This is a genomic window from Duganella sp. Root198D2, from assembly GCF_001428585.1.
In the GTDB taxonomy this organism is placed as follows: Bacteria; Pseudomonadota; Gammaproteobacteria; order Burkholderiales; family Burkholderiaceae_D; genus Rugamonas.
In genome coordinates this window covers 28996-50826 of the sequence record NZ_LMIC01000006.1, presented here as the reverse complement: position 1 = coordinate 50826, position 21831 = coordinate 28996, and the positions used below count along the sequence as shown (strand labels likewise).

General features: G+C 59.5%; 24 protein-coding genes, 2 tRNA genes, 1 pseudogene and 1 riboswitch. Of the genes and pseudogenes, 12 read left to right on the top strand and 15 right to left on the bottom strand.

Annotation, left to right across the window (positions count from 1 at the left end; translation table 11 throughout):
- Positions 1-9 precede the first annotated feature (9 nt).
- Positions 10-1961: pseudogene (locus ASE26_RS08415) on the bottom strand (phosphatase PAP2 family protein).
- Positions 1962-2054: 93 nt separating this feature from the next.
- Between ASE26_RS08415 and ASE26_RS08410 the strand changes: the two are divergent.
- Positions 2055-3110 carry a hypothetical protein gene (locus ASE26_RS08410; RefSeq protein ID WP_156398132.1) on the top strand — a complete coding sequence of 352 codons (1056 nt, stop codon included), beginning with the start codon at positions 2055-2057 and terminating at the stop codon, positions 3108-3110.
- Here the strand turns inward: ASE26_RS08410 and ASE26_RS08405 are convergent.
- Positions 3096-4001, bottom strand: a complete 906-nt coding sequence (locus ASE26_RS08405) for a LysR family transcriptional regulator (RefSeq protein WP_057245987.1) — start codon at positions 3999-4001, stop codon at positions 3096-3098. The genes ASE26_RS08410 and ASE26_RS08405 overlap by 15 nt on opposite strands.
- Before the next feature lie 120 nt (positions 4002-4121).
- On the opposite strand from ASE26_RS08405, the gene ASE26_RS08400 reads away from it, so the two are divergent.
- Entirely contained in the window at positions 4122-4520 is a 399-nt protein-coding gene (locus ASE26_RS08400; protein ID WP_055935153.1) for a RidA family protein, read from the top strand.
- Here the strand turns inward: ASE26_RS08400 and ASE26_RS08395 are convergent.
- The 12 genes from ASE26_RS08395 to ASE26_RS08340 all read right to left on the bottom strand — a co-directional run bounded on the left by ASE26_RS08395 (position 4517) and on the right by ASE26_RS08340 (position 13029).
- Positions 4517-5299 (bottom strand): N-acetylmuramidase domain-containing protein, encoded by a 783-nt coding sequence (locus ASE26_RS08395; RefSeq protein WP_082507499.1) that lies wholly within the window; start codon positions 5297-5299, stop codon positions 4517-4519. The two genes, ASE26_RS08400 and ASE26_RS08395, sit on opposite strands and share 4 nt — an antisense overlap.
- A gap of 14 nt (positions 5300-5313) precedes the next feature.
- Complete coding sequence (locus tag ASE26_RS08390; protein ID WP_057245985.1) at positions 5314-6435, bottom strand: hypothetical protein; 1122 nt, start codon at positions 6433-6435, stop codon at positions 5314-5316.
- Positions 6436-6826: 391 nt separating this feature from the next.
- Positions 6827-6902: transfer RNA gene (locus ASE26_RS08385), tRNA-Lys, on the bottom strand.
- 17 nt (positions 6903-6919) lie between these two features.
- A tRNA-Lys gene (locus ASE26_RS08380) sits at positions 6920-6995 on the bottom strand.
- A 64-nt stretch (positions 6996-7059) separates the two neighbouring features.
- Complete coding sequence (gene ybgF / locus ASE26_RS08375; protein WP_055935145.1) at positions 7060-7812, bottom strand: tol-pal system protein YbgF; 753 nt, start codon at positions 7810-7812, stop codon at positions 7060-7062.
- 88 nt (positions 7813-7900) lie between these two features.
- Positions 7901-8425 carry a peptidoglycan-associated lipoprotein Pal gene (gene pal, locus ASE26_RS08370; protein ID WP_055935143.1) on the bottom strand — a complete coding sequence of 175 codons (525 nt, stop codon included), beginning with the start codon at positions 8423-8425 and terminating at the stop codon, positions 7901-7903.
- 55 nt (positions 8426-8480) lie between these two features.
- Positions 8481-9746 (bottom strand): Tol-Pal system beta propeller repeat protein TolB, encoded by a 1266-nt coding sequence (tolB, locus tag ASE26_RS08365; protein ID WP_057245983.1) that lies wholly within the window; start codon positions 9744-9746, stop codon positions 8481-8483.
- A complete protein-coding gene (locus ASE26_RS08360) occupies positions 9746-10600 on the bottom strand; it encodes a cell envelope integrity protein TolA (RefSeq protein WP_057245981.1) in 855 nt (284 codons plus the stop codon). Before ASE26_RS08360 ends, tolB begins: the two co-directional genes overlap by 1 nt.
- 3 nt (positions 10601-10603) lie before the next feature.
- A complete protein-coding gene (locus tag ASE26_RS08355) occupies positions 10604-11044 on the bottom strand; it encodes an ExbD/TolR family protein (protein ID WP_055935135.1) in 441 nt (146 codons plus the stop codon).
- A gap of 15 nt (positions 11045-11059) precedes the next feature.
- Positions 11060-11749: a protein TolQ gene (gene tolQ / locus ASE26_RS08350; RefSeq protein WP_055935132.1), complete on the bottom strand. Its 690-nt coding sequence runs from the start codon at positions 11747-11749 to the stop codon at positions 11060-11062.
- Positions 11750-11767: 18 nt separating this feature from the next.
- Positions 11768-12166, bottom strand: a complete 399-nt coding sequence (ybgC, locus tag ASE26_RS08345) for a tol-pal system-associated acyl-CoA thioesterase (protein WP_055935129.1) — start codon at positions 12164-12166, stop codon at positions 11768-11770.
- A 119-nt stretch (positions 12167-12285) separates the two neighbouring features.
- Positions 12286-13029 (bottom strand): SDR family NAD(P)-dependent oxidoreductase, encoded by a 744-nt coding sequence (locus ASE26_RS08340; RefSeq protein ID WP_055935126.1) that lies wholly within the window; start codon positions 13027-13029, stop codon positions 12286-12288.
- Positions 13030-13298: 269 nt separating this feature from the next.
- Positions 13299-13411, top strand: a riboswitch (ZMP/ZTP riboswitch).
- An 81-nt stretch (positions 13412-13492) separates the two neighbouring features.
- Here ASE26_RS08340 and glyA point away from each other — a divergent pair.
- The 10 genes from glyA (at position 13493) to ASE26_RS08290 (ending at position 20692) form a co-directional block, all read left to right on the top strand.
- On the top strand, positions 13493-14737 hold the full coding sequence (glyA, locus tag ASE26_RS08335) for a serine hydroxymethyltransferase (protein WP_055935124.1): 1245 nt from the start codon (positions 13493-13495) through the stop codon (positions 14735-14737).
- Between the two features lie 78 nt (positions 14738-14815).
- Positions 14816-15289, top strand: coding sequence for a transcriptional regulator NrdR (nrdR, locus tag ASE26_RS08330; RefSeq protein WP_055935119.1), 474 nt, complete (start codon positions 14816-14818; stop codon positions 15287-15289).
- Between the two features lie 60 nt (positions 15290-15349).
- Positions 15350-15919, top strand: a complete 570-nt coding sequence (gene pilV, locus ASE26_RS08325) for a type IV pilus modification protein PilV (RefSeq protein ID WP_082591315.1) — start codon at positions 15350-15352, stop codon at positions 15917-15919.
- A 23-nt stretch (positions 15920-15942) separates the two neighbouring features.
- Entirely contained in the window at positions 15943-16761 is an 819-nt protein-coding gene (locus tag ASE26_RS08320; protein WP_055935114.1) for a PilW family protein, read from the top strand.
- Between the two features lie 11 nt (positions 16762-16772).
- A complete protein-coding gene (locus tag ASE26_RS08315; RefSeq protein WP_229207246.1) occupies positions 16773-17333 on the top strand; it encodes a PilX N-terminal domain-containing pilus assembly protein in 561 nt (186 codons plus the stop codon).
- Positions 17330-17773: a type IV pilin protein gene (locus ASE26_RS08310; RefSeq protein ID WP_055935112.1), complete on the top strand. Its 444-nt coding sequence runs from the start codon at positions 17330-17332 to the stop codon at positions 17771-17773. Before ASE26_RS08315 ends, ASE26_RS08310 begins: the two co-directional genes overlap by 4 nt.
- Positions 17701-18327 carry a GspH/FimT family pseudopilin gene (locus ASE26_RS08305; RefSeq protein WP_082591314.1) on the top strand — a complete coding sequence of 209 codons (627 nt, stop codon included), beginning with the start codon at positions 17701-17703 and terminating at the stop codon, positions 18325-18327. Before ASE26_RS08310 ends, ASE26_RS08305 begins: the two co-directional genes overlap by 73 nt.
- Positions 18324-19421 (top strand): bifunctional diaminohydroxyphosphoribosylaminopyrimidine deaminase/5-amino-6-(5-phosphoribosylamino)uracil reductase RibD, encoded by a 1098-nt coding sequence (gene ribD, locus ASE26_RS08300; protein ID WP_057245976.1) that lies wholly within the window; start codon positions 18324-18326, stop codon positions 19419-19421. Before ASE26_RS08305 ends, ribD begins: the two co-directional genes overlap by 4 nt.
- Positions 19422-19429: 8 nt before the next feature.
- A complete protein-coding gene (locus tag ASE26_RS08295) occupies positions 19430-20050 on the top strand; it encodes a riboflavin synthase (RefSeq protein ID WP_055935104.1) in 621 nt (206 codons plus the stop codon).
- A 213-nt stretch (positions 20051-20263) separates the two neighbouring features.
- Positions 20264-20692: a hypothetical protein gene (locus ASE26_RS08290; protein ID WP_055935102.1), complete on the top strand. Its 429-nt coding sequence runs from the start codon at positions 20264-20266 to the stop codon at positions 20690-20692.
- Between the two features lie 373 nt (positions 20693-21065).
- Here ASE26_RS08290 and ASE26_RS08285 read toward each other — a convergent pair whose 3' ends face one another.
- A complete protein-coding gene (locus ASE26_RS08285; RefSeq protein WP_055935099.1) occupies positions 21066-21779 on the bottom strand; it encodes an SDR family oxidoreductase in 714 nt (237 codons plus the stop codon).
- Between the last annotated feature and the right edge of the window lie 52 nt (positions 21780-21831).

The window sequence follows — 21831 nt, the reverse complement described above, 5'->3', positions numbered from 1 at the left end:
GCCGACGGCTTAGCTTCCAATGGCCAGAGTCAAAGTTGTGGCGCTGTAGTTTGGCGTGACGTTCGCAAAGCCGTCGACCTCGATAGCGGAGAACTTGCCCTTCAGGCTAGCTGCCGTGATGACGGTCAGTACGTCGCCGGCTTTGGGCTTGTAGCCGTTGGCGAACTTCACGCGTAGCGTGCCGCCGGCAATGGTGGCGGTGGATGCCACGATCAGGCTGCCCTGGCTGCCCGGCGCCGCGCCGCCGAGGTCCAGTTCCAGCGTGGTGGTACCGCTTAGCTGGGTATATTTGCCAGCCAGCTTCAGCGCAGCCGGAGCGTTGACCACCAGCGTGCCGCCACGAACGTACATGTCGCCCGTGCCGAACGCGGCAGTGGAATCGCCTTGCAGTGTTCCCGCGCTCAGTTCGGTGCCGCCGCTCCAGGTATTTGCTCCGGCCAGTTTCAATGTGCCCGAGCCCTGTTTGACCAGTTTTCCGTTGCCACTGATGTCATTGCGCCAGCGGTCTGCTGCGTTGAAGCCGCCTTTGCCGGCATCCATGACGACGGTCACGTTGCCGCTGAAGGCACCATAGCCGTCGGCCGCTGCAAACAGGTTCAAACGGCCCCAGCCTTCCGCATCATCCATTACCGGGTAGCCCGAAGGCAGTGCAGTGGTCTTCAGTACCACCCGGCGCTGGGCGTCGCTCAGGTAGGGCTGGCGGGTTTCCAGCAGCACTTCGGCGCCTTTAGGTACCGCGGCAACGGCCCTGGTGGCAGCGATCGGTGCGAAGCCATAAGTAAGGCGACGCAGGTAATTGGCCTTGTTGGTCGCGTAGTCGGCGAACCGGTCGTTGGCGAGGCTGCCGGATTGCGCGAAAGCGGCAAAGTTGTCGGCGTTGGTCCCGGTGGCCGCCATCAAGGCGGCGTGTGCCTGGATGAGGGCAGCAGTTTTTTTTGCCGCGTTCACGGGGTCCACCAGGTTTGCTGCGGCGCTGGCCTGGCCCAGGATACGGCCGCTCAATACGTCCAGTGGCGAATGCATGCCGGCCAGGATGCGCGATTCGCCCAGTTCGAGTCCACGGCTTAGCATTTCCTGGAAGCGCTCCGGCACTGCGTAGGCCATGGCGACTGCGTCGCGTACGCCTTCGGCCGAGTGGCCGCTGGTGAATCCGCCATCGGTGCCTGGGGTGCTGCTCTTGGCCGGCACCAGCGTTGGCAGCACCTGCACCCCGCTGCTCCAGCGGTAGGGACGGGCGTATTTGTAGAAGCGCTTGGACGGCTCGGTCGAAGCGTTATTGCCAACCAGGTTGACCAGATCGACCACGCTGCCGAAGTCAGCATTGGCGCTACCGCCAACGCCGGTATTATTGCCGGTGTCGTTATACAGCTTGCTGGTGGCATCGCTGGCAACGCCAGTAATGCTGGTGACTTGCTGGGCGGCGCTGCGCCAGGCATCGGTTAGCGGGCCCATGCCGTCGGTCACGCTGTAGCCCTTGCCGCGCCGGTCATCCAGATAGGCCAGCAGCGCTTGCTCCGGTGTGCGATTCGCAGTGGCTTTGATGACGTATTCGACGTTCGCTAGGTGTACGGTGGCATTGACTATTTTTCCGTCGGGCGTACCGTCGTTCGGTATACCGCTCCAGGTTGAGGGGACTACGGCCGGGAAGCCATCGGCAGCAGGCGCGCTGACGCCGGCGTCAACTGTTTCGGTCAGCGGCCCCAGATCTCGAGGAAGCCTCCGAGGACGCGCACGCCGGCATTGGTGGACAGCGTGGCGTAGCGGGCGTCGCCGCGCTGGTTGGTGGCGATGGTATCGACAAAGGCAGTGACGGTGGGCTGGGGCCCCACTTCTGCCGCGCCCTGGTCTGCTGGTGCTGCAGGAATCTCCAGCGGCGCTTCGGAGGAGCCGCCGCCGCAGGCGCTCAAGGCCAGTGCAATACCCAAGGCCAGGAGCTTGCGACGCGATGAAAGCATTTGCATGTTGTTTACCGTGCGATAGTTGAAACGCACAAAGGTAAAGAGCGCTTGTGACATACCTGTTACGCCAGGCCGCTGGAAAGCCGGATAATGAAAATGTCATCGCACGATATCGAAAGCAGTATTGGTAAAACTTCTTTTCAATTCGACAAAGTGTTATCCTGCGCGCCATATTTCAGCTTGTACCTGCTTCAAAAGATGATCCGACATTTACTTTTCCCTGTTGCCGCGCTGTGTAGCAGCGCTGTATTTGCCGCCGCCGTCGATCCGCTCACGGTCGATATTGGCGCCGATGACGCCCGCCGCTTTGCGAACCTGATGAAGGAAAACGCCGTCCCGGCGGCCGAAATCCTGCAGCGCGAATACCTGGATCGCGCGGGTCCCGGCGTGAAGGTCTTCACCCCAATGCGTATCGTCGACGCCGGGCGCCTGGCGCGCAAGGTTGCAGCCAACCCAGAGGCCTATCGCTATGCGATCCGGGAATGCTTGCCACGCCTGCCGGCTCTTCGAAGCGACCTCAAAGCGATCTACCTGGCCTTTTCAGGCTTGTTGCCCGAGCGGTCACTTCCCGCAATCGAAATCGTGTTCGGCGCATTGAATTCCGGAGGTACGGCCAGTTCGGACATGCAGGTAATCGGCTTGGAGGTGACCTGCCCACCGGGCACGACGCCCGAACAATTCCGTACGACGATGCGTGGTTTTTTTGCGCACGAAACGGTGCACACCTGGCAGGGCGACGAAACGCCGCAGGCACTCGCCGATCCTTTATTGAGCCAGGCTTTGAGGGAAGGTGTCGCAGACTATCTGGCGACCTTGGTGACTGGCGAAATTCCGACGCCCGCCCGCGATGCGTGGGCGCGCCAGCGTGAATCGTGGTTATGGGAAGAGTTCCAGCGTGATCGCCAGTTCCTTCAGGCCGACAGCGAAAGTTTGCGCAACCCTGTGGCCAGCCCGCGTTTCAAGCGATGGTTTGTCAATTGCGGCAGTGCTCCTGAAGGCTGGCCGTGCGAAGCGGGCTACTGGATCGGCATGCGGATCGCCGAAGCGTATGTGAACCGCTCCCGGGACAAGCGGGCGGCAATCCGGAAACTGCTTGAACTTGAAAATCCTGCGGCGATTTTGAAAGACAGCGGATGGTTAACGCCGTTGTAATTCGTGCCGCGCCATCAGTTCAATGATCCAGTCAATGAACACGCGAAGCTGTTTGCGAACATAACGATTCGGCGGATAGGCGATGTGGAGCGGCATCGGTACGATACGCCAGTCCGTGAAGAGTTGCACCAGCGCGCCGCTGGCAACGTGTTCCCTGGCCATGTACTGCGGCAGCCATAGCACGCCAAGGCCGGCCAGTCCAGCTGTGAGGTAGGCATTGCCATCGTCGATCGCCAGGAAATAGCGGCCACCGATCTTGACCCGCTCCCCGGACTTTTCCATTGCGTACGGCAAACCGTTGGCCCAACGGTAGTGGACGATGCGGTGGCCGGCTCCGTGCAAGTCGCCAGGGGAGGTTGGAGTTCCCGCCTGGGCCAGGTATGACGGTGCAGCATAGACGCCCAACTGCAGGCCTGCGACGCGTCGTGCAACAAGCGATACATCATCGATGTCGCCACCGCGCACCACGCAGTCGACATTGTCGCCAATGAGGTCGACCTTGCGGTCGCTGGCGCCGATATCAAGCTGGACCTCCGGGTATCGGGCGTGGAATTCTGGCAGCGCCGGCACCAGGATGATGTTCGCAAACGGGCTCGGAACATCCACCCGCAACAGGCCGCGCGGCACGGCGGATTCCCCGAGTATATTGTTTTCGATGTCTTCCAGCTCGGCCAGCAGGCGAATGACGCGCTCGTAATAGTCGGAGCCGGCCGTCGTCACGTTCACTTTGCGGGTCGTCCTATTGAGCAGCTTGATGCGCAGGCCGGCTTCCAGCTGCTGCACCAGTTGGGTGACCGTGGTTTTGCTTACGCCCAGTGTTTCGGCAGCCTTGGTGAAGCTGCCGGCCTCAACAACGCGAACGAAGGCCCGCATGCCTTCCAGCTTGTCCATCGCAACCCCCCCCACTAATAATTTGGTTTTATCAAACAGTGTAGCAGGCGTTTTGCGGTTTATCCGAATGATTGGCGTGGCTATAGTGCTCGCATTGACCAACGCAAAGGAGCATGCACCATGAATACGCGCGAAACCATTTTCCCAGCCGGGCGGCACGAACTCTATGCTGTCCATAAATACTCGGCAGCGATCCGATCGGGGGATCTGCTGTTCGTGTCGGGCCAGGTCGGCAGCCGCCCGGACGGCGCGCCGGAACTTGAATTCGAGGCTCAGGTACACCTGGCGTTTGAAAACCTGAAGGCGACGTTGGAGGCAGGCGGGTGCGCGATGGAAGACATCGTTGACGTAACGACTTTTCACACGGACCCGGCAAGGCAGTTCGATACGGTCCTGAAGATCAAGGACGAAATCTTCCCGGCTGCGCCGTATCCGAACTGGACTGCTGTCGGCGTGAACTGGTTGGCGGGGTTCGACTTCGAGATCAAAGTCATTGCCCGCATTCCCCGGCTGAATTAAAAGCCGGCCTTCTTACGAAGTGCCGCGAGGATAATCGCATCGGGGGCAGCTGCGGCAGGCATGCCCTCATTGACCAGGAAGCTGGCAAGGGCTTTTTTTGAATTGTCGCCCCAAAAGCCATCAATACCCTTGGGATTGTATTTCAGGTAGGTCAGCAGGGCTTGGGCTTCACGCACCTCTACATCAGGGCAGCCTTGCTGCTTGAACTTCTCATAATGGAATTCCAGCTTCGCATCATATTCATTCTTGGCGTAGTTTGAGCCGTTGTAGTAGAAGGCTACCTTGCGCCAATTCCCAGTGACCAGTGCTTTCGTCAGCGCACTTTCGGAGGCAATGAAATTCCCCATCGCGAAAATTTGCTCGTCTTCGCTCTTGCCGAATGCTTGCGCCATATCCATCGCGCTGGCGTATTTGAGGCGTTTCGCGTGATAGCCCATGATCTGGCCTAAGCCCCATGATGCGCTTCCGATTGCCGCTTCCTGGTTCAACTTGGCAGCGGCCTCCAGACGTCCGTATTCGGCCGCTCCGCCAAGGTAACCACCGGATTTCGAAGAACTGATGTCGCCGTTGTTGCCGTGGGCGCCGCTTGTCAGTCGATAAAACACATGGCGTTCGAATAGAATCTTCGGTTGGCGAGTGAGCGGCAGAAAACCAAAGCCCCTGGTTTCCACTGCCATAACGGCCCACAGGGATGGCAAATCGCAGCCGACAGTTTTGACTACAGAGTCCAGGCCTGCCTGGGTAAGAGGTGCACCCGCACCGCTAAATGGAATAGTCATCGCAGCCTCGCGCTTCAGGGGTTAAGGGCAAATGGACGCGCATCGTCTGTCACGAGCGGCGTCATGCGCAATTCATCGGTAACCAGCTGGCCCATGCGTTTTGCGTTGGCGATAATGAGGTGCTCTTTGCCGGCTTCCAGTTCAACTTCAAGGAACCCGTCTTCATTCGCCTGCGCCGCCTTGCCGTCAACGGTGATGGCCAGGCTGCCGGGATCCAGTCCTTCGGTATTCACCGTGATCCGCAGCAGCACCATTTCGCCTGGGGCCGCAACGACGTCCTGCGCCGAGCTAAGCGTCGCTCCTTTCGGGCGCAAGCCGTCGGCCAAGCCGCGGATCATCAGCAACACCGTTTCCGACCCAAAGCCGCATATGAAGGCAAGCGCAGCCGCCGATGACTGGCTGTCCGGCTTGATGGCCTGGTAAGCGACGATGGCTATCATCGGTGCCGATACATATTGAACGATCTGGAATAGCAGCTTTTCGCGCAGTTCGGCGTGCGTCAGTTTCGGCGCATCCTGGGTTGCTATGTAGGATTCCTCGGCGCGCTTTTGCAGTTCGGGTATGCGGCGCGAAAGGCTGATGGCGCCGCCGAACAAAGCGATAACGACGAAGGGCAATGGGACGACAATACCGCCCGCTATCGTGGCGCGGTTTGCCCTGGTTCCGATGTCCGCCGTGGAGCCTGCGGCCTGCCCGTATAAGGTGCCACCTATATTCAGCAGCCATTGATTATTTGAAGCTCTGGATTTGCCGTCCTGTTCAGGAGGGCAGGCAAGAGTGGCGTGTGCACCTTCCGTTGCAACGCATCCGGACACAAGGCCCAATGGCTCGCCGCCGAAGGCGTCCGCTCGCATGACTGGCGGCAAGATCAGCACTGCCAGTGACACCGCCATCACGAAGTAGGCAAAGTTAACGCCATATGCCGAGCGTTCTTCGGGGTTGCCGGTGAACGCATGAATGCCCCAGACAATGATCGCCATTCCGGTGAGGTAGGCAAACAGAACTGCCGCTGAATTTTGGGCAAACGCCAGATCGCTGGTTTGGGCCAGCAGAGTCGTCGCGCCGCATAGAAAGATTGCGGCTGCCGGAAACGACCATTCCCATTCCTTGAACCACTGAAGAATACCGGCTTTCATTTGAGAGCCCTCCCTGGCGGCAGAATTCCAGAAATATTCCGATGCTTATATTTTCAAAATACTCCCGATGACTTGACGTGGTTAAGGAAATTGAAGGGTTTCGCAGAAATGCGACAGCTTTTATGTACTCATTCAGCCTTTGTTGATGCTTCTCAAACCCTAGCGTCGGGGAGAAGTGGTTTCCCTTGATTTAAGGCTGACACTACCCCGATAAACAGCCCGCGATGTCACGGCACTGCTCATGCGGATCAAGGAAATCGCTGCCACGCCTAGGTTAGCGCTTCATTGTTTGGCGGTTGGGAAGGCTCAGAGATCAAATTGAGCGAGACCAGAGGGCGACCAGAAACAAAAAAGCCCACGAATCGAAATTCGTGGGCTTCATTGCGTATCTTGGTAGGCCGTGCGGGGCTCGAACCTGCGACCAACGGATTAAAAGTCCGCTGCTCTACCAACTGAGCTAACGACCCAAGGTTCTAATTTCGAATGGTAGGCCGTGCGGGGCTCGAACCTGCGACCAACGGATTAAAAGTCCGCTGCTCTACCAACTGAGCTAACGACCCGTCGAAAGAAGAAGCGAGATTATAGGCTGGGGCGGTCCAGCTGTCAAATGCTCGCCTGCACTTTTTACTTGATGGATTTCAGGCGGTCCTTGGCAGTAGCTGCCGCAGGGGTGCCCGGGTAATTCTTGATCAGGTCCTGTAATGTCTTTTTAGCATTATTGACAGCCTTCAGCTCGGTTTGGCAGCTGGCGATGTTCAGCATGGCGTCGGCGGCCTTGGCATTGTCCGGCCAGGTCTTCACCACGACTTGCTGCGCGCTGATGGCGTTCTTGCAGTCGCCCTGGGCGTAGTGGGCATTACCCAGCCAGTATTGGGCGTTCGGAGCATAGGCCGATGCGCCGAAGCGCTTCACGAAGTCGCCCAGTGCGCTGGCTGCGCCTTTGTAGTCGCCGCTCTTGAACTGCGCCATCGCGCTGTCGTAGGCGTTCTGTTCGTCCATATTGACCGAGGAGGTCTGGCCGTCGATGGTCACCTGGCGCGGCTCCAGCTTCTTCATGCGGGCGTCGAGGTCGGTGTAGAAGTCCTTCTGGCGCTTTTGCGCGATCTGGATTTCGTTCAGCAGGATTTCGGTCTGGCCGCGCAGGCGTGCAACTTCTTCGCGCAACTGGTCCTGCTGCGAGATCATGTCCAGCGTGGTGCTCTTGTCGGTCTTGGTGTCGATCAGGTTTTTCAGGTCCGCCTCCAGCTTGGCGACCTTGGACTTCAGGTCCATGATGGCCTTGCGCGCTTCGTCATCGTCGAAGATGCCGGCGGATGCGGTCAGGGGCAGGGTGGCAGCGAACAGGGCTGCCATCAGGGCAGACTTAGTGAAATTCATTTTTTCTTCCTTGCACAAAAAAAGAAATGGGGCAGGGCGCAGTATAAACTGCGCGCTGCCCCTTGTGCGGCATTGTTAAGCTAGCGAATTACTTAGCTTTGTAAACGATGTCAGCACGGCGGTTCTGCGACCATGCTTCTTCGTTGTGGCCTTCAGCCTTAGGCTTTTCTTCGCCCAGGGACACGGCTTCCATGCGGCCTTCTGGCACGCCCAGGGCTGCCATCGACTTGCGCACAGCTTCAGCACGCTTCTGGCCCAGGGCCAGGTTGTACTCGGAGCCGCCGCGTTCGTCGGTGTTACCCTGGATCAGGATAGCGCGCTGGTTTTTGCCCAGGTAGGCAGCGTGGTTCTGCACCACGTCCTGGCCTTCTGCTTTAACAACGTAGCTGTCGAAGTCGAAGTACACGGAACGGTTGGCCAGCTTGCCGCCTGGGATGTCCAGTTCGTCAACTTCTGCTTTGACTGGCTCAACTGCGCGGGTGTCAGCTTGCTTGACTGGCTCGGCTGGCTTCTCAACCACTTCAACTGGCTTCTGTGGAGCTGGTGGGGTGGAGCAAGCTGCCAGCAGGGCGGCGGTACCGATGATGAAGGCTACGTGTTTTACGTTACGCATTTTTATTTCTCCTGGTCGTTAAAGGTGCTACTTCTCGTTTACTTCTTTTACTTCTTCACTTCATGAAAGGGCCCCAAGTGGGTTCCTTGATATTGCCCGCCTGAATACTCAGGCGCTGCTTAACCCGGCCGTCTGTCGATGCCACCGCCAGCGAGCGGCGGCCGCCGTTCTGAGTGGCGTACAGGATGTACTTGCCATTCGGAGCGAAGCTTGGCGAATCGTCGCTGGTGGTATCGGACAGGCGTTGCTCTTGGCGGGATTCCAGGTCCAGTACGAACAACTGGAAGGCGCCGCCATCGCGCCGCGAAATATAAGCCAGCGTCTTGCCGTCAGCGGAAATGCGCGGGCTGATATTGTACGAGCTGCCGAACGTCACGCGCTGGGCTTCGCCGCCGTTGACGCTCATGCGATAAATCTGCGGGCCGCCGCTGCGGTCGCTGGTAAAGAAGACGGACTGGCCGTCGGCGCTGAATTGCGGTTCGGTGTCGATGGTGCTGCCATTGGTCAGGCGGCGGATACCGCTGCCGTCGGCGTTGACGATAAAGATCTGCGTGTTGCCGGTCTTGGACAGGGCCACGGCCAGGCGCTTGCCGTCCGGCGACCAGGCCGGTGCGGAGTTGTTGCCCTTTTCATTGGCCACGACGGTGCGCTGGCGGGTCACCAGGTTCTGCACGTAGACCACCGGCTTGCGCTGCTCGAACGAGACGTAGGCGACCTTAGTGCCGTCCGGCGACCAGGATGGCGAAATGATTGGCTCGGTCGAAGTCAGGGCAGGGATCACGTTTTCGCCGTCGGCATCGGCCACTTCGAGGCGGTACTGGCGGCCTTGCTGCACCACGTAGGCGATGCGGGTCGAGAACACGCCTTTGATGCCGGTCAGCTTTTCATACACGTCGTCGGAGATCTTGTGCGCTGCCAGGCGGCCGTACTGGTTCGGCATCGGGGCGCGGAAGCCGGACAGGTCATTGCCCTGCACCGTCGACATCAGTCGGTACTGCACTTCGAACTGGCCGTTACCGAGCTGCTGCACGGAGCAGGCTACCAGCGCGTCGGCGCCGCGCGCCTTCCAGCTGGTCGCTTCAGTCTGAATCAGGTTGGTGGTCGGCGTGGCGTCAATGATCTTGAACATGCCGCTGCGGGTCAGGTCGGCTTTGACGATTTCCGAGATCTGGGCCGGGGCTGAGGCTTCGCCGGCGCATGGGCCGATGGCGACCGGGATCTGGTTGCTGCCAACGCCGGAAATTTCGACGCGCAACTGCGCTTGTGCCGACAGCGCAAACGCTGTGCCGGCAACTACGAACATCAATTTAGCTTTGTTCATCAAGGTACGTCCTTCAAATTGAACACGAGTTCAAGCTCGCGCGCCACCGTGCCGTCGTCACGCTTGGGCAGGGGCGAGGCCTTATAAATCGCATTCTCCACCGCAGTGTCATACGCAGCTACGCCGCTGCTCTTTGTTTTCTTAACAGACATGACTTCGCCGCTAGGAAGCTGGCTGACCATGAACCTTGCTTCGATATCCTGCTTGGCGCCAGGATAATCGATGCGGCCCATGATCTTGGTGCGCAGCTTCGAGACGTAGCCCTTGTCCAGGTTAGGCGCGGTCGAACGTGCAGCAGTTCCGGTGGAGCCTGCAGCTGCCGAACCCATGATGCGCTGCATTTCCGCGGCACGGGCTTTGGCGAGCTTTTCCTTCTCTTTCAGTTCCGCCAGTTTTTTGGCTTTATCATCTTCCTGCTTCTTCAGCTTGTCCTGTTTCTCGAGGTCGGCCAGGCGCTTTTTCTCTTCTTCGAGTTTTTTCCTCGCCTCAACCAGCTTCCTCTCTTCCGCTTCTTTCTTTTCTTTTTCTTTCTTCTTCTGCAGCGCGATTTCCGGATCCGGTTGCACTGGCTTCACCACTTCCGGTGGAGGAGGTGGCTCCGGCGTGCGCGCAGGCGGTTCCGGTTCAGGCTCTGGCTGCGGCTCCGGTTGCGGCGCCTGCGGTGCGGCCATCTGCGTGGTCATGTCCCAGATCTCGGCATCAACGCCGACCGGGTCATTGTTCCATCGAATGCCAACCCATAGGAACGCAAACAGTACGCCGTGCATCACCGCGGCGAGCGCAAACGCGCGCGTGCCGCCGTGCCGCTTCGGCACACGGTACGGTCCGCCTGCATCTGCCATCGTCATTGCCATGCCTTACTTCGTTGCCAAGCCAACGCGGTTAATCCCCAACTTCTTCGCTTCGGAAATCAGTGTGATCACGTCGTCATACTTGCTTTCCTTGTCGCCGGCGATCAGCACCGGGTACTCAGGATATTGTTCGTGCAAGGCGCGCAGCTTGCGCACCAGGGCTTCGCGGTTCGGTTCGGTTTCCGGCGCATCGGCAGATTTGCCGGCGATGCCGATCATCAGCGAGCCGTTCGGCTTCACCTGCACCTGGATGTAGGCATCCGGCGGACGCGACGCTTTTTCAGCGTGCGGCAGGTCGATCGACTGCGGGTTGTTCGAAGTCGGCATCACCATGAAGATGATCAGCAGGCAGAGCATCACGTCGATGTAAGGCACGACGTTGATCTCGGACTTCAGTTTGCGGCCGCCGCGGCTGCCGCGCAGGCCACTTGAGAAGGAGGATGCCATCTTCTGTTTTGCCTTTTAACGGGACTGGCGCTGCAGGATGTTCGAGAACTCTTCAACGAAGCTCTCGAAGCGGATCGCCAGACGGTCAATGTCGTGCGAGAAGCGGTTGTACGCCACCACGGCCGGAATTGCAGCGAACAGGCCGATAGCTGTCGCGATCAGCGCTTCGGCAATACCGGGCGCCACAGCCGACAGCGTCGCCTGCTGCACATTGGCCAGGCCGCGGAAGGCGTTCATGATGCCCCACACGGTACCGAGCAGGCCGATGTAAGGGGAGACGGAACCGACCGAAGCCAGGAAGGCCAGGTGCGCTTCCAGCGCATCCATCTCGCGCTGGAAAGCAGCGCGCATGGCGCGGCGGGCGCCATCCAGCACGTCGCCCATATTCATGTCGCGGCTGCTGGCAGCAGCTTGCTTGCCCTTGATGTACTCACCCATGCCGGCTTCGAAAATGCGGGCCAGGGCGCCGCTGCTGGCGCGGTTGCTGCCAGCGCTGGCGTGCAGGGCGTGCAGGTTGCCTCCTGCCCAGAAAGTCTTTTCGAATTCGACGGTCTGATTGCGCGCACTGCGCACATCAAACAGCTTCTTGAAAATGTAGGTCCAGCTGATAACGGAAACCGCAAGCAGCAGCGCCATGATCAACTGAACGATCAGGTGTGCGTTGGTGATGAGGGCGATGAAGGAAAGGTCTTGGGTGACGTTCATTGTTTCTCAATCTAATTATTATGCGCGCATGCGGGCCGCAACGGCATCCGGCACGGCGCGAGGGCGCAGGGCCGAGTCGACACAGCCAACTTTAACGTGGGCAGTATTTAAGAGGCGGTCGCCGCACCACGCCTCCTGTACAAACTGGATCGAAGCGCGGCCCAGTTTATCAATACGAAGCGTCAATTTTATTACATCGTCCAGTCGTGCCGGCGCGTGGTAGTCCGCACTGACATTTTTGACAACAAACATGGCGTCGTGTTCGCGCAGGAGGCTGTCCTGGTTAACTCCGAGGGAGCGCAACCACTCGGTGCGCGCGCGCTCGAAGAACTTCAAATAGTTCGCGTAATAGACAATTCCGCCGGCATCCGTGTCTTCGTAATAGACGCGGACCTCCCAGGTGAACTCAGACGACATAGATAGAAGAGCTACTAAGTGAGAATCGGCAACATTTTACGCCAAATGAATCAGCGGTATCGTATTTTGCACAATCTGGTAACAATTGCTTACGGTTTTCCCTTATATGCGGCGGCATTTTAGCCGCGTTTGATCGCGAATGGAGAGAATCCTTGACAGGTTGGCATCAGTTCGATGGAATTTACATTAATGTGTTGCGGCAATGTTGCAATCCAGAAAGCCGTGTCGGCGATATCTTCCGCGGTCAGCGGGGCGGTGCCCTCGTAGACTTTGGCCGCTGCCGCATCGTCTTTCAGGCGCACGTTGGAGAATTCGGTGCCGCCGCACAGGCCAGGCGCGATATTGGTAGCGCGCACACCGGTACCGATCAGGTCGGCACGCAGGTTAAGCGTGAACTGTTCCACGAAAGCCTTGGTGGCGCCGTAGACATTGCCGCCCGGGTAAGGATAGGCGCCGGCCACCGAGCCCAGGTTGATGATGGTGCCGCGGCCACGCTCGACCATGCCAGGGAGCAAGGCGCGGGTGATGGTGACCAAGCCGGTGCAGTTGGTGGCGATCATGGTTTCCCAGTCTTCCAGATCCGCTTCGTGGGCACCTTTGATGCCGAGGGCCAGGCCCGCATTATTAATAAGGACGTCGATTTCCTTCCAATCAGCGGGCAGGGAGGCCATTGCGGCATGGATCGCAGCCTTATCGGTCACGTCCAGCTTAACTGGCAATAAGTTCGGACCCAATTCGCTGGCCAGGGCTTCCAGGCGCTCGGCACGGCGGCCAGCGGCGATCACCTTGTGGCCGTTCTTGACGAAAACACGCGCCATCGCGGCGCCAAAACCAGCGGTTGAACCGGTAACTAACACGATCATGGTCGAACTCCCATTATTAACTTTGGGGATTCTAACGCCAAACCGGTAAACCAGCGAAATTCGGTGCCAGGTCTGTCATTCGGACAGCTAGCGCTAACGTCTGAGCTTTCTCAATACGGGAAAACGAGCAAATTCGCGAATTGCGCAAAGTCAAAGGTCGTGCGTCCATGTCCAAATGACAGACCTGGCACCGGATTTCGCCGGATTTCGGCGAAACCGGCACAACCGTTGCCGTTATTTGCCACTTAACATACAATCCTGACTCCATTACGGTCTCACGTAACTGGCGAAAAACTAGCTGGCGCTTGCGCTGCTGGTGAGAGGTGGGCAACCACCGGGGAACGTGAGATACATCAATCAGCCGTTCGCCTGGGCAGCCACGATGGAAACGTGCGTTTCGGCTGCCCTGTCATTTTTTGGCTCCCGATTCGATCCAATCTGCCTTAAAAACTGGAGTAATTTCATGTTCGCAAAAGATCACACCCTCGCCAACGTTGACGCGGAGCTGTTTGCCGCTATCCAGAACGAGAACAAGCGCCAGCACGACCACATCGAGCTGATCGCCTCCGAGAACTACACTTCGCCAGCCGTAATGGAAGCCCAGGGCTCCCAGCTCACCAACAAATATGCCGAAGGCTACCCAGGCAAGCGCTACTACGGTGGCTGCGAGTACGTGGACGTCGTCGAGCAACTGGCCATCGACCGCGTGAAGCAGCTGTTCGGCGCTGAAGCGGCCAACGTGCAGCCTAACTCTGGTTCCCAGGCTAACCAGGGCGTGTTCTTCGCTGTCCTGAAACCAGGCGACACCATCATGGGCATGTCGCTGGCAGAAGGCGGCCACCTGACCCACGGCATGGCGCTGAACATGTCCGGCAAATGGTTCAACGTTGTTTCCTACGGCCTGACCGCTGAAGAAGATATCGACTACGACGCAATGGAAGCCCTGGCGAAAGAACACAAGCCTAAGCTGATCATCGCCGGCGCTTCGGCCTTCTCCAAGAAGATCGACTTCGAGCGTTTCGCTAAAGTAGCCAAGGCCGTTGGCGCCTACTTCATGGTCGACATGGCTCACTACGCCGGCCTGATCGCCGCTGGCCTGTACCCGAACCCGGTGCCGCACGCTGACTTCGTGACTTCGACTACCCACAAGTCCCTGCGCGGCCCACGTGGCGGCATCATCCTGATGAAAGCCGAACACGAAAAGATCATCAACTCCGCGATCTTCCCTGGCATCCAGGGCGGTCCGCTAATGCACGTGATCGCTGGCAAGGCAGTGGCCTTCAAGGAAGCGCTGACCCCGGAATTCAAGGCTTACCAGCAGCAAGTGGTGAAGAACGCCGACGTGCTGGCCAAGACCCTGATCAAGCGCGGCCTGCGCATCGTGTCCGGCGGCACCGAATCGCACGTGTTCCTGGTCGACCTGCGCGCCAAGAACCTGACCGGCAAGGAAGCGGAAGCGATCCTTGGCCAAGCTCACATGACCTGCAACAAGAACGGCATCCCTAACGATCCACAGAAGCCATTCGTGACTTCCGGCATTCGTCTCGGTTCGCCAGCTTTCACCACCCGCGGTTTCAAGGAAGCGGAAGCGGAAGAAGTGGGCAACCTGATCGCCGACGTGCTGGATAACCCGCACGACGCAGCAACCATCGAGCGCGTGAAAGCCGCTGTGAAGGTGCTGGCTGATAAATTCCCTGTTTACGCCTAAGCACCCGGTTGGTACTATCGAGGCGCCGGATCGTAAGGTCCGGCGCTTTTTCATTACATAATAAGAGACGCCACATCCATGAAATGCCCGTTCTGCCAGCACGATGATATCCAAGTCCTCGACACCCGCGTGTCGGAGGAAGGGGACGCCATCAAGCGGCGCCGGCGCTGCGTGAATTGCGATAAGCGCTTCACCACATGGGAGCGGATCGAGTTGACTATGCCCTATGTGGTCAAGAAAAACGGCAGCCGCACCGAGTATTCGGCCGATAAGCTGCGCGCCAGCCTGATGCTGGCCTTGCGCAAACGCCCTGTTGCTGCCGAGTCCGTCGACAAGGCGGTTTCCTCCATCGAAGAAAAACTGCTCACCAGCGGCCAGCGCGAAGTCGATTCCGTCTTCGTTGGCGAGCTGGTGATGGCTGAGCTCAAGCGCCTCGATAAAGTGGCCTACATCCGCTTCGCTTCCGTCTACAAAAACTTCGAAGACCTGGCCGAATTCCAGGACGCGATCGAAGAAGTTGGCGACGGTCAAGAGCTCTCTACCAAGGCTTGATATTCCTCAAACCCGCGAGTCCTCTGCTGACTAATGTGATCAGCAGGGGAGGGCTGCGCCATGCGTCGTCCAGTTGCGGGTTTTACCATGGTGGAAGTGCTGGTTGCCTTGCTGTTGCTGGCCGTAGGGCTGGTCGGAGCGCTGGCAATGCAGGCTCACGCCATGCGCACTCGACAGGAATCGGCATTGCAGACCGAAGCCCTGCAGGCCGCCGCCACGCTTGCTGACCGCATGCGCGCTAACGCCGCGCAGTCCTCTGCCTACCTGGGGTTTGAATTTGATGCGGCGCTTGCCGGAGCGTCTGATGCTTTGCCCGCCTGTGCGGATGCTCCATGTGATTCAGGCGCCGTCGTACGCTCTGACCTGAACGAGTTCCGCCGGCATCTGATGGCTGCGTTGCCGCTTGCCCGTGCGGTGATTTGCCGCGACTCGGCTGCCGCGCGTGGCGGGCAGTTTCAGTGGCCATGCTCGGGTGCCGCTGATGCTCCGGTCGTTATCAAGATAGGTTGGCGCAGCCGGCGGCCAGATGGCGCCAGCACCAGCTTTGCGAGTGCGCCTGGCATCGCCTTGCCTATCGCTCTCGCCGGGCTGCCGCCGGTGCCGCCGCCAAGCGCGGGAGGCTCGCAGTGAGGGCGCACGACCATGGACTGGCGATGACCGAAGTCCTCATCGCCATGGCGCTTAGCTTGCTGGTTGCGCTGGCGGCAGCTTCCCTGCTGCACGCTTCCAATGGAGACTTTCTTCACAACGGCGCCAATTCGCGGATCGACGACAGTGGCCGCTTCGCCCTGGCCATCATTAGCCAGTCGCTGCGCCAGGCCGGCTATCCCGGCGAACCGGGCGCTGGGGCGGGCGCCGCGCCTGGTTCGCCCCTGGCTATCGAAGGCCGCGATGCTGCAAGCGTCGCAAGCAATGCGGATGGCCTGGGCGCTGCGCTGCCGGCGATCAACGGCAGCGATGTACTTGCCATCCGCTACGCTCCCACGGCGATCGCGGGCGCATCGGGCGGCGGTGCCATGCTCAATTGCGCCGGTTTTCCGGCCGATGCCGGCGAATGGGCATGGAGCATTTTCTACATTGCCCAAGCGAGCGACGGTATTGCCGAACTACGTTGCAAATACAAAGGCGAGAATGGATGGGGCTCGGATGCCGTGGTGCGCGGCGTGGACGCGTTCCACGTCCTGTATGGCGTTGATACCGACAACCCGCGCGACCACATCCCCAACCTTTACCTGACTGCCAGCGCGATGAACGCACGTGATGCATCGCTTTGGCGCCGTGTCGCCAGCGTTCGCATTGCCTTGCTGCTGCACGGCGAGCGCGGTTCACGAAGCGGTAACCTGCTAAGCAGCTACGAATTGTTCCCAGGCGCCGATCCAGGCGCACACATCGACGAAGCCAGCTTGCCCGAGCCAATGCGCCATCTGGCGCGCCGACTGTTCACGGCGTCCGTCGCCCTGCGCAATCCGTAATGGAGGTTGCCATGCATCCCTACCAGCGCGGCGTCACTCTTCCCGTAACAATGTTGTTGCTGCTCGCCGCGTTGACCATCGGCGCATCGGCAGCCCAAATGGCGATGCTGGGCGAAAAGGCCGCCCGCGCTGAACGAGACCGCCTGATCGCCTTTCAGTCTGCGGAGGATGCGCTGATGGATGCGGAACGCGATATCAACGCTGGCCTAAGCCAGCCACTCGAGTCGGCACCTGACGCACGGGGCGCACCCGCGTGGCAAAGCGTAGACCTGGCAGGCAATGGCGGCACCGAATACGGTGCGTTAACCGGCGCCTCGATGGAAACCGGGCAGGGTGCGCTGCCTTTCCGCCGCCCGCGCTATCTCGTGGAGCGCATTGCCTTTACCCCGGCCGGTGCCCCGCCAGCCCACTACTACCGGGTGACGGTGATCGGCTTCGGCACGCGACCCGGCGCCGAGGCTGTGCTGCAGGCCAGTTACGCGCCACCAGCGCCGGTGCACCGTCACAGCTGGCGCGAAATCATGGATTGGCAGGCGCTGCACGATGCCGCGTCGCGCGAGGACGGCCAATGAACACGCGCACCTCCGCTGGCGGCAGCCTTCTCGGCATGCTGACCACCCTCGTCATCATCGGCATTCTCTCCGCAGTGGCAATACCAGTCTGGAGCGAAGCCGTCATCCGCATGCGCCGCAGTGAAGCGCAAGCCGCACTTCAGGAGCTGATGCAGCAGGAAGAGCGGCACTTCACCCGCTTCAACAGCTACGCCGCTTTTTCCATGAATGCCGATAGCGAATACCGCTGGTGGTCGGGCCGTACCGCGAGTTCCAGTGCCTACGAGCTGGAAGGGAAGGCCTGCGACGGCCAGCAAATCCGCGACTGCATCCAGCTGGTTGCCACGCCCGGCACATCCAATGTCGACAACCGCTTCAGGGATCCGCAATGCGAACGCCTTATCCTCACCAGCAGCGGGCTGCATCTCGCCACCGGCCCCTCCCGCAGCTGCTGGCGCTGAAGCGCGAGGCGTATGAGACGGCGGGGGCGCGGCCGGGCTTCACGCTGATGGAGCTGATGATCGTCCTTGCCATCCTCTCAATCCTGTTCGCTTCCGCCTTGCCGGACCTGAGCAATATGCTGGCCGGACGCCAGCTGCGCGCCGCCTCCGCCGACCTGCTGGCAGCGATCAACGACACCCGCGCCCAGGCCATCGCCCGCCGCCGCGTCGTTACCCTTCTGGCAAAAAACGGAAGTTGGCAGCAAGGTTGGCTGATTGTCATCGACGCCAATGCCAACCGCAGCGCCGACGAAGGCGAGGCTATCCTGTTCCGCCACGTGGCCGCTTCCGAGCGCCTGCAAGTGAGGGCCAGGTTCACCGACAACACGGCCCCGGCCTATATTTCATATAATGCAGCAGGAAGAAGCTGCCGCGCCGCCCACCCGAATGCCGCCAACTTTGGCACCATTACCCTTGAACTGGCAGGCACGCAGCGCAACATAAAGATCAATATGCAGGGCAGGGCGCGTTTATGCGATCCAGTCCTGGAACCGGCAACCTGCGCAAGCATATGAATATCAACAGCGACCTCGAAGGCATGCGGCTCGCCCTGCAATGGGCGGAAAAAGGACTATTCACCACATCCCCGAATCCGCGCATCGGCTGCGTGATCGTGCGCGACGGCTTGGTGATCGGCGAAGGCGTGACGCAAGCCGCCGGCCAGGATCATGCCGAAGTCCAGGCCCTGAAGGACGCCAAGCGCCGTGGCCACAACGTGCGCGGCGCTACCGCCTATGTCACGCTGGAGCCGTGCAGCCACCACGGCCGCACGCCGCCCTGCGCCGATGCGCTGGTGCGGGAAGGCCTGGGGCGCGTCGTCGCAGCAATGGAAGATCCCAATCCGCTGGTTGCGGGTAATGGCATGGCACGCCTTTCCTCCGCCGGGATCGAGGTCGCCAGTGGCCTGCTGGCCGACCAGGCCTATGAAATGAATATCGGCTTCTTCCACCGCATGCGCCATGGCCTGCCGTGGGTGCGAATGAAGACCGCTGCCAGCCTGGATGGCATGACGGCCTTGCATAATGGCCAAAGCCAGTGGATCACCGGTGCTGAAGCGCGCGCCGACGGCCATGCCTGGCGCGCGCGTGCCTGCGCCATCCTGACCGGCATCGGCACCGTTAAAGCCGACGACCCGCAATTGAATGTGCGCGCCGTCGAAACGCCGCGCCAGCCGCGCCGCATCGTGGTCGACAGCAAACTGGAAATCAGCCCGCAAGCGCGCGTGCTGGAAGGTGGCGGGACCTGGATCGTTGCCGCCGCCCACCATCCGGAAAAGGAAGCAATCCTGCGCGACAAGGGCGCCGAGATCATCGTCCTGCCGAATGCGCATGGCAAAGTCGATTTGCCGGAGCTGATGCGCGAACTGGGCCGCCGCCAGATCAACGAGTTGCACGTCGAAGCGGGCGGCAAGCTGAATGGCTCCATGATCCGCGAAGGCTGCGTGGACGAGTTGCTGGTCTACCTGGCGCCAACCCTGCTGGGCGACGCGCAAGGCATGTTCGCCCTGCCGGCGCTGACGGAGCTCAGCGGCAAGCACAGCCTGAAATTCCACGAGGTCAAGCAAGTCGGTGCCGATTTGCGTATCCTTGCCCGATTCAACCCTCATTAAAGATCACTATGTTTACTGGAATCGTAGCCGCTGTCGGCAAAATCAAAACCGTAACCCCGCTGGAAGGCGGCGCTGATGCAGGCGTGCGCCTGGACGTGGACGCGGGCGGCTTGCCGATGGACGACGTCGGCCTGGGCGACTCGATCGCCCTGAACGGCGCCTGCATGACGGTGGTCGAGAAAACTGCCACCGGCTTCACCGTCGACGTTTCGCGCGAAAGCCTGAACAAGACCGTCGGCCTCGACACCACCACCGAAGTGAACCTGGAAAAAGCCCTGACCCTGGCCGAGCGCCTGGGCGGCCACCTGGTCTCCGGTCACGTTGACGGCCTGGGCGTGGTGCGCAAGTTCGAACCGGTCGGCGAATCGCACGAACTGGTGATCGAAGCCCCGCGCGACCTCGCGAAATACCTGGCATACAAAGGTTCGGTGGTGGTGAATGGCGTGTCGCTCACCGTCAACCGTGTTGAAGACAGCGCCTCCGGCTGCTCGTTCTCGATCAACCTGATCCCGCACACCATCCAGGTCACGACCCTGAAGCACCTGAAAGCAGGTTCCAAAGTCAACCTGGAGATTGACCTGATTGCCCGTTATGTGGAGCGCATGCTGTCGCTCAACGTGGCTGGTTAATCTGATTGGGGTGCTTCTTCGAGCCTCGTGAATGACTCACCATTTCAGTTGCTTCTGGCGCTGGCTTGCTCTTAGTTGACTTAGGCAACCTGTGGGCGGCAGTGGCCGGCCAGAAGCGGGCAGTGAGCTTGGTTTGTGCAAGAACTTACTGTCGCCAGCGGCGGTGGCTGAACGGGTAGGATTTTTTAGTGTTCGTAATGGTGATTGGGAATAATGGTGAAAGAGCTTTCGGAAAATGTGTATTCGCAAATCACAGCGCTGTGCAAGCAAGGAGACGAGCAGTCGGATGCCGGGAACTACGAGGGCGCTTTCAGACATTACCTGGATGCGCTGAAGCTATTGCCCGAGAATCATCAAGACTGGAAAGCTGCCACGTGGGTCTACGTGGCGATTGGTGATGTTTGCTTTAAGGGGCGCAAGTACGATAAAGCGTTCCAAGCTCTCGCAAATGCGCTCAAGTGCCCGGAGGGATTGGGCAATCCATATATTCATTTGCGGCTGGGTCAAGTCCAGTTCGAGCGTGGCAATCTTACAGATGCTGCTGACGAGTTGACGCGAGCATATATGGGGGCTGGGATGGATATCTTTATGGAAGATGACCCCAAGTATCTCGAATTCCTGGAGACCAAAATAGAGCTCTGATTTGGTGATAAGCCTAAATCGATCGAGTTTCTCGGAAAAAAATTGCGATGGGCTTCCTCTGATAACAGTCGCTTAGATATGGGTTGCAGATCTTTGCCAACAAGGGGCCATAGGCGGCTTTGGGGCGGAAGCCGTCCATCACCTTAGGGCTGACACGCGATGTCAGGTGGGTTGAGCCTATAAATATAAGCGTTGAGACTTTCTGTTGTCTCCAGCAGTTTTCCAGGCGTTCGGATCTTTTCATTCGTTTTCTAGCGCATCGCAGATAACCCTTAAGCTTTCAAGTCGCCCATCAGGAATGCCCTTGGCTGTGATCGACCAAGGGCATTTGCCAGTAGTTAGCGTGGCATATGGTGCTACGCCTTGGGTGCAATCAGGTAGCAGCGCGTGCTGCGGCGATGTACGCAGGCACTTCCGCGTTGATGCCCAGCTTTACTTGGCGGGTGAGGTCGTCCGCCAGCACCTCTTCTTTACCTTCCGCCAGTGCTGCGAAGATTTGTGCGGCGACGTGTTCTGGCTTGACTTTGTCGATTTCATAGCCGGCCGTCATGTCGGTATCCATATAGCCCATGTGGGCGCCCACCACTTGCGTGCCTTGCGCGGCCAGTTCAATGCGCAGGCCGTTGGTCAACGCCCAGGCAGCTGATTTGGACATGCTGTAAGTATTGGTCGGGCCTTGGCTATACCAAGCCAGCACGGACAGGATGTTGACAATGGTGCCGCCGCCGTTGGCTTTCAGCGTGGGGGCGAAGCCTTTACTGAGTAGCATTGGGCCGATCACATTGGTTTCCAGCTCGGCGCGTGCTTGCTCGAGGGCGTTGTCGGCCATGATGCCTCCAGCGCGGACAATGCCGGCGTTGTTGATCAATACGGTCACATCTTTGTATTCACGGGTGACGGCGGAGATTTCGTCGTGTTTGGTCACGTCCAGCTGGACCGGGGTGACGCCGGGCAGGGTGACGGTTTTCGGGTCGCGGGCGGCACCGTAGACTTTTTTCGCGCCGGCGGCCAGCGCTGCTTTTGCCAGTTGCAGGCCCAGGCCACGGTTTGCGCCAGTGATGAATACGACGGAATCTTTCAGGTTCATGATGGTTTCCTTGATGGTTTAATGATGACGGTCGTCATCGAATGACTTAATA

What these genes read in the sequence shown, in the direction of transcription:
- ASE26_RS08410 (WP_156398132.1), top strand. Translation starts at nt 2,055, where the DNA reads ATGTCATCGCACGATATCGAAAGCAGTATTGGTAAAACTTCTTTTCAA.
- ASE26_RS08405 (WP_057245987.1), bottom strand. Translation starts at nt 4,001, where the DNA reads ATGGACAAGCTGGAAGGCATGCGGGCCTTCGTTCGCGTTGTTGAGGCC.
- ASE26_RS08400 (WP_055935153.1), top strand. Translation starts at nt 4,122, where the DNA reads ATGAATACGCGCGAAACCATTTTCCCAGCCGGGCGGCACGAACTCTAT.
- ASE26_RS08395 (WP_082507499.1), bottom strand. Translation starts at nt 5,299, where the DNA reads ATGACTATTCCATTTAGCGGTGCGGGTGCACCTCTTACCCAGGCAGGC.
- ASE26_RS08390 (WP_057245985.1), bottom strand. Translation starts at nt 6,435, where the DNA reads ATGAAAGCCGGTATTCTTCAGTGGTTCAAGGAATGGGAATGGTCGTTT.
- ybgF (WP_055935145.1), bottom strand. Translation starts at nt 7,812, where the DNA reads ATGAATTTCACTAAGTCTGCCCTGATGGCAGCCCTGTTCGCTGCCACC.
- pal (WP_055935143.1), bottom strand. Translation starts at nt 8,425, where the DNA reads ATGCGTAACGTAAAACACGTAGCCTTCATCATCGGTACCGCCGCCCTG.
- tolB (WP_057245983.1), bottom strand. Translation starts at nt 9,746, where the DNA reads ATGAACAAAGCTAAATTGATGTTCGTAGTTGCCGGCACAGCGTTTGCG.
- ASE26_RS08360 (WP_057245981.1), bottom strand. Translation starts at nt 10,600, where the DNA reads ATGGCAATGACGATGGCAGATGCAGGCGGACCGTACCGTGTGCCGAAG.
- ASE26_RS08355 (WP_055935135.1), bottom strand. Translation starts at nt 11,044, where the DNA reads ATGGCATCCTCCTTCTCAAGTGGCCTGCGCGGCAGCCGCGGCGGCCGC.
- tolQ (WP_055935132.1), bottom strand. Translation starts at nt 11,749, where the DNA reads ATGAACGTCACCCAAGACCTTTCCTTCATCGCCCTCATCACCAACGCA.
- ybgC (WP_055935129.1), bottom strand. Translation starts at nt 12,166, where the DNA reads ATGTCGTCTGAGTTCACCTGGGAGGTCCGCGTCTATTACGAAGACACG.
- ASE26_RS08340 (WP_055935126.1), bottom strand. Translation starts at nt 13,029, where the DNA reads ATGATCGTGTTAGTTACCGGTTCAACCGCTGGTTTTGGCGCCGCGATG.
- glyA (WP_055935124.1), top strand. Translation starts at nt 13,493, where the DNA reads ATGTTCGCAAAAGATCACACCCTCGCCAACGTTGACGCGGAGCTGTTT.
- nrdR (WP_055935119.1), top strand. Translation starts at nt 14,816, where the DNA reads ATGAAATGCCCGTTCTGCCAGCACGATGATATCCAAGTCCTCGACACC.
- pilV (WP_082591315.1), top strand. Translation starts at nt 15,350, where the DNA reads ATGCGTCGTCCAGTTGCGGGTTTTACCATGGTGGAAGTGCTGGTTGCC.
- ASE26_RS08320 (WP_055935114.1), top strand. Translation starts at nt 15,943, where the DNA reads ATGACCGAAGTCCTCATCGCCATGGCGCTTAGCTTGCTGGTTGCGCTG.
- ASE26_RS08315 (WP_229207246.1), top strand. Translation starts at nt 16,773, where the DNA reads ATGCATCCCTACCAGCGCGGCGTCACTCTTCCCGTAACAATGTTGTTG.
- ASE26_RS08310 (WP_055935112.1), top strand. Translation starts at nt 17,330, where the DNA reads ATGAACACGCGCACCTCCGCTGGCGGCAGCCTTCTCGGCATGCTGACC.
- ASE26_RS08305 (WP_082591314.1), top strand. Translation starts at nt 17,701, where the DNA reads ATGCGAACGCCTTATCCTCACCAGCAGCGGGCTGCATCTCGCCACCGG.
- ribD (WP_057245976.1), top strand. Translation starts at nt 18,324, where the DNA reads ATGAATATCAACAGCGACCTCGAAGGCATGCGGCTCGCCCTGCAATGG.
- ASE26_RS08295 (WP_055935104.1), top strand. Translation starts at nt 19,430, where the DNA reads ATGTTTACTGGAATCGTAGCCGCTGTCGGCAAAATCAAAACCGTAACC.
- ASE26_RS08290 (WP_055935102.1), top strand. Translation starts at nt 20,264, where the DNA reads ATGGTGAAAGAGCTTTCGGAAAATGTGTATTCGCAAATCACAGCGCTG.
- ASE26_RS08285 (WP_055935099.1), bottom strand. Translation starts at nt 21,779, where the DNA reads ATGAACCTGAAAGATTCCGTCGTATTCATCACTGGCGCAAACCGTGGC.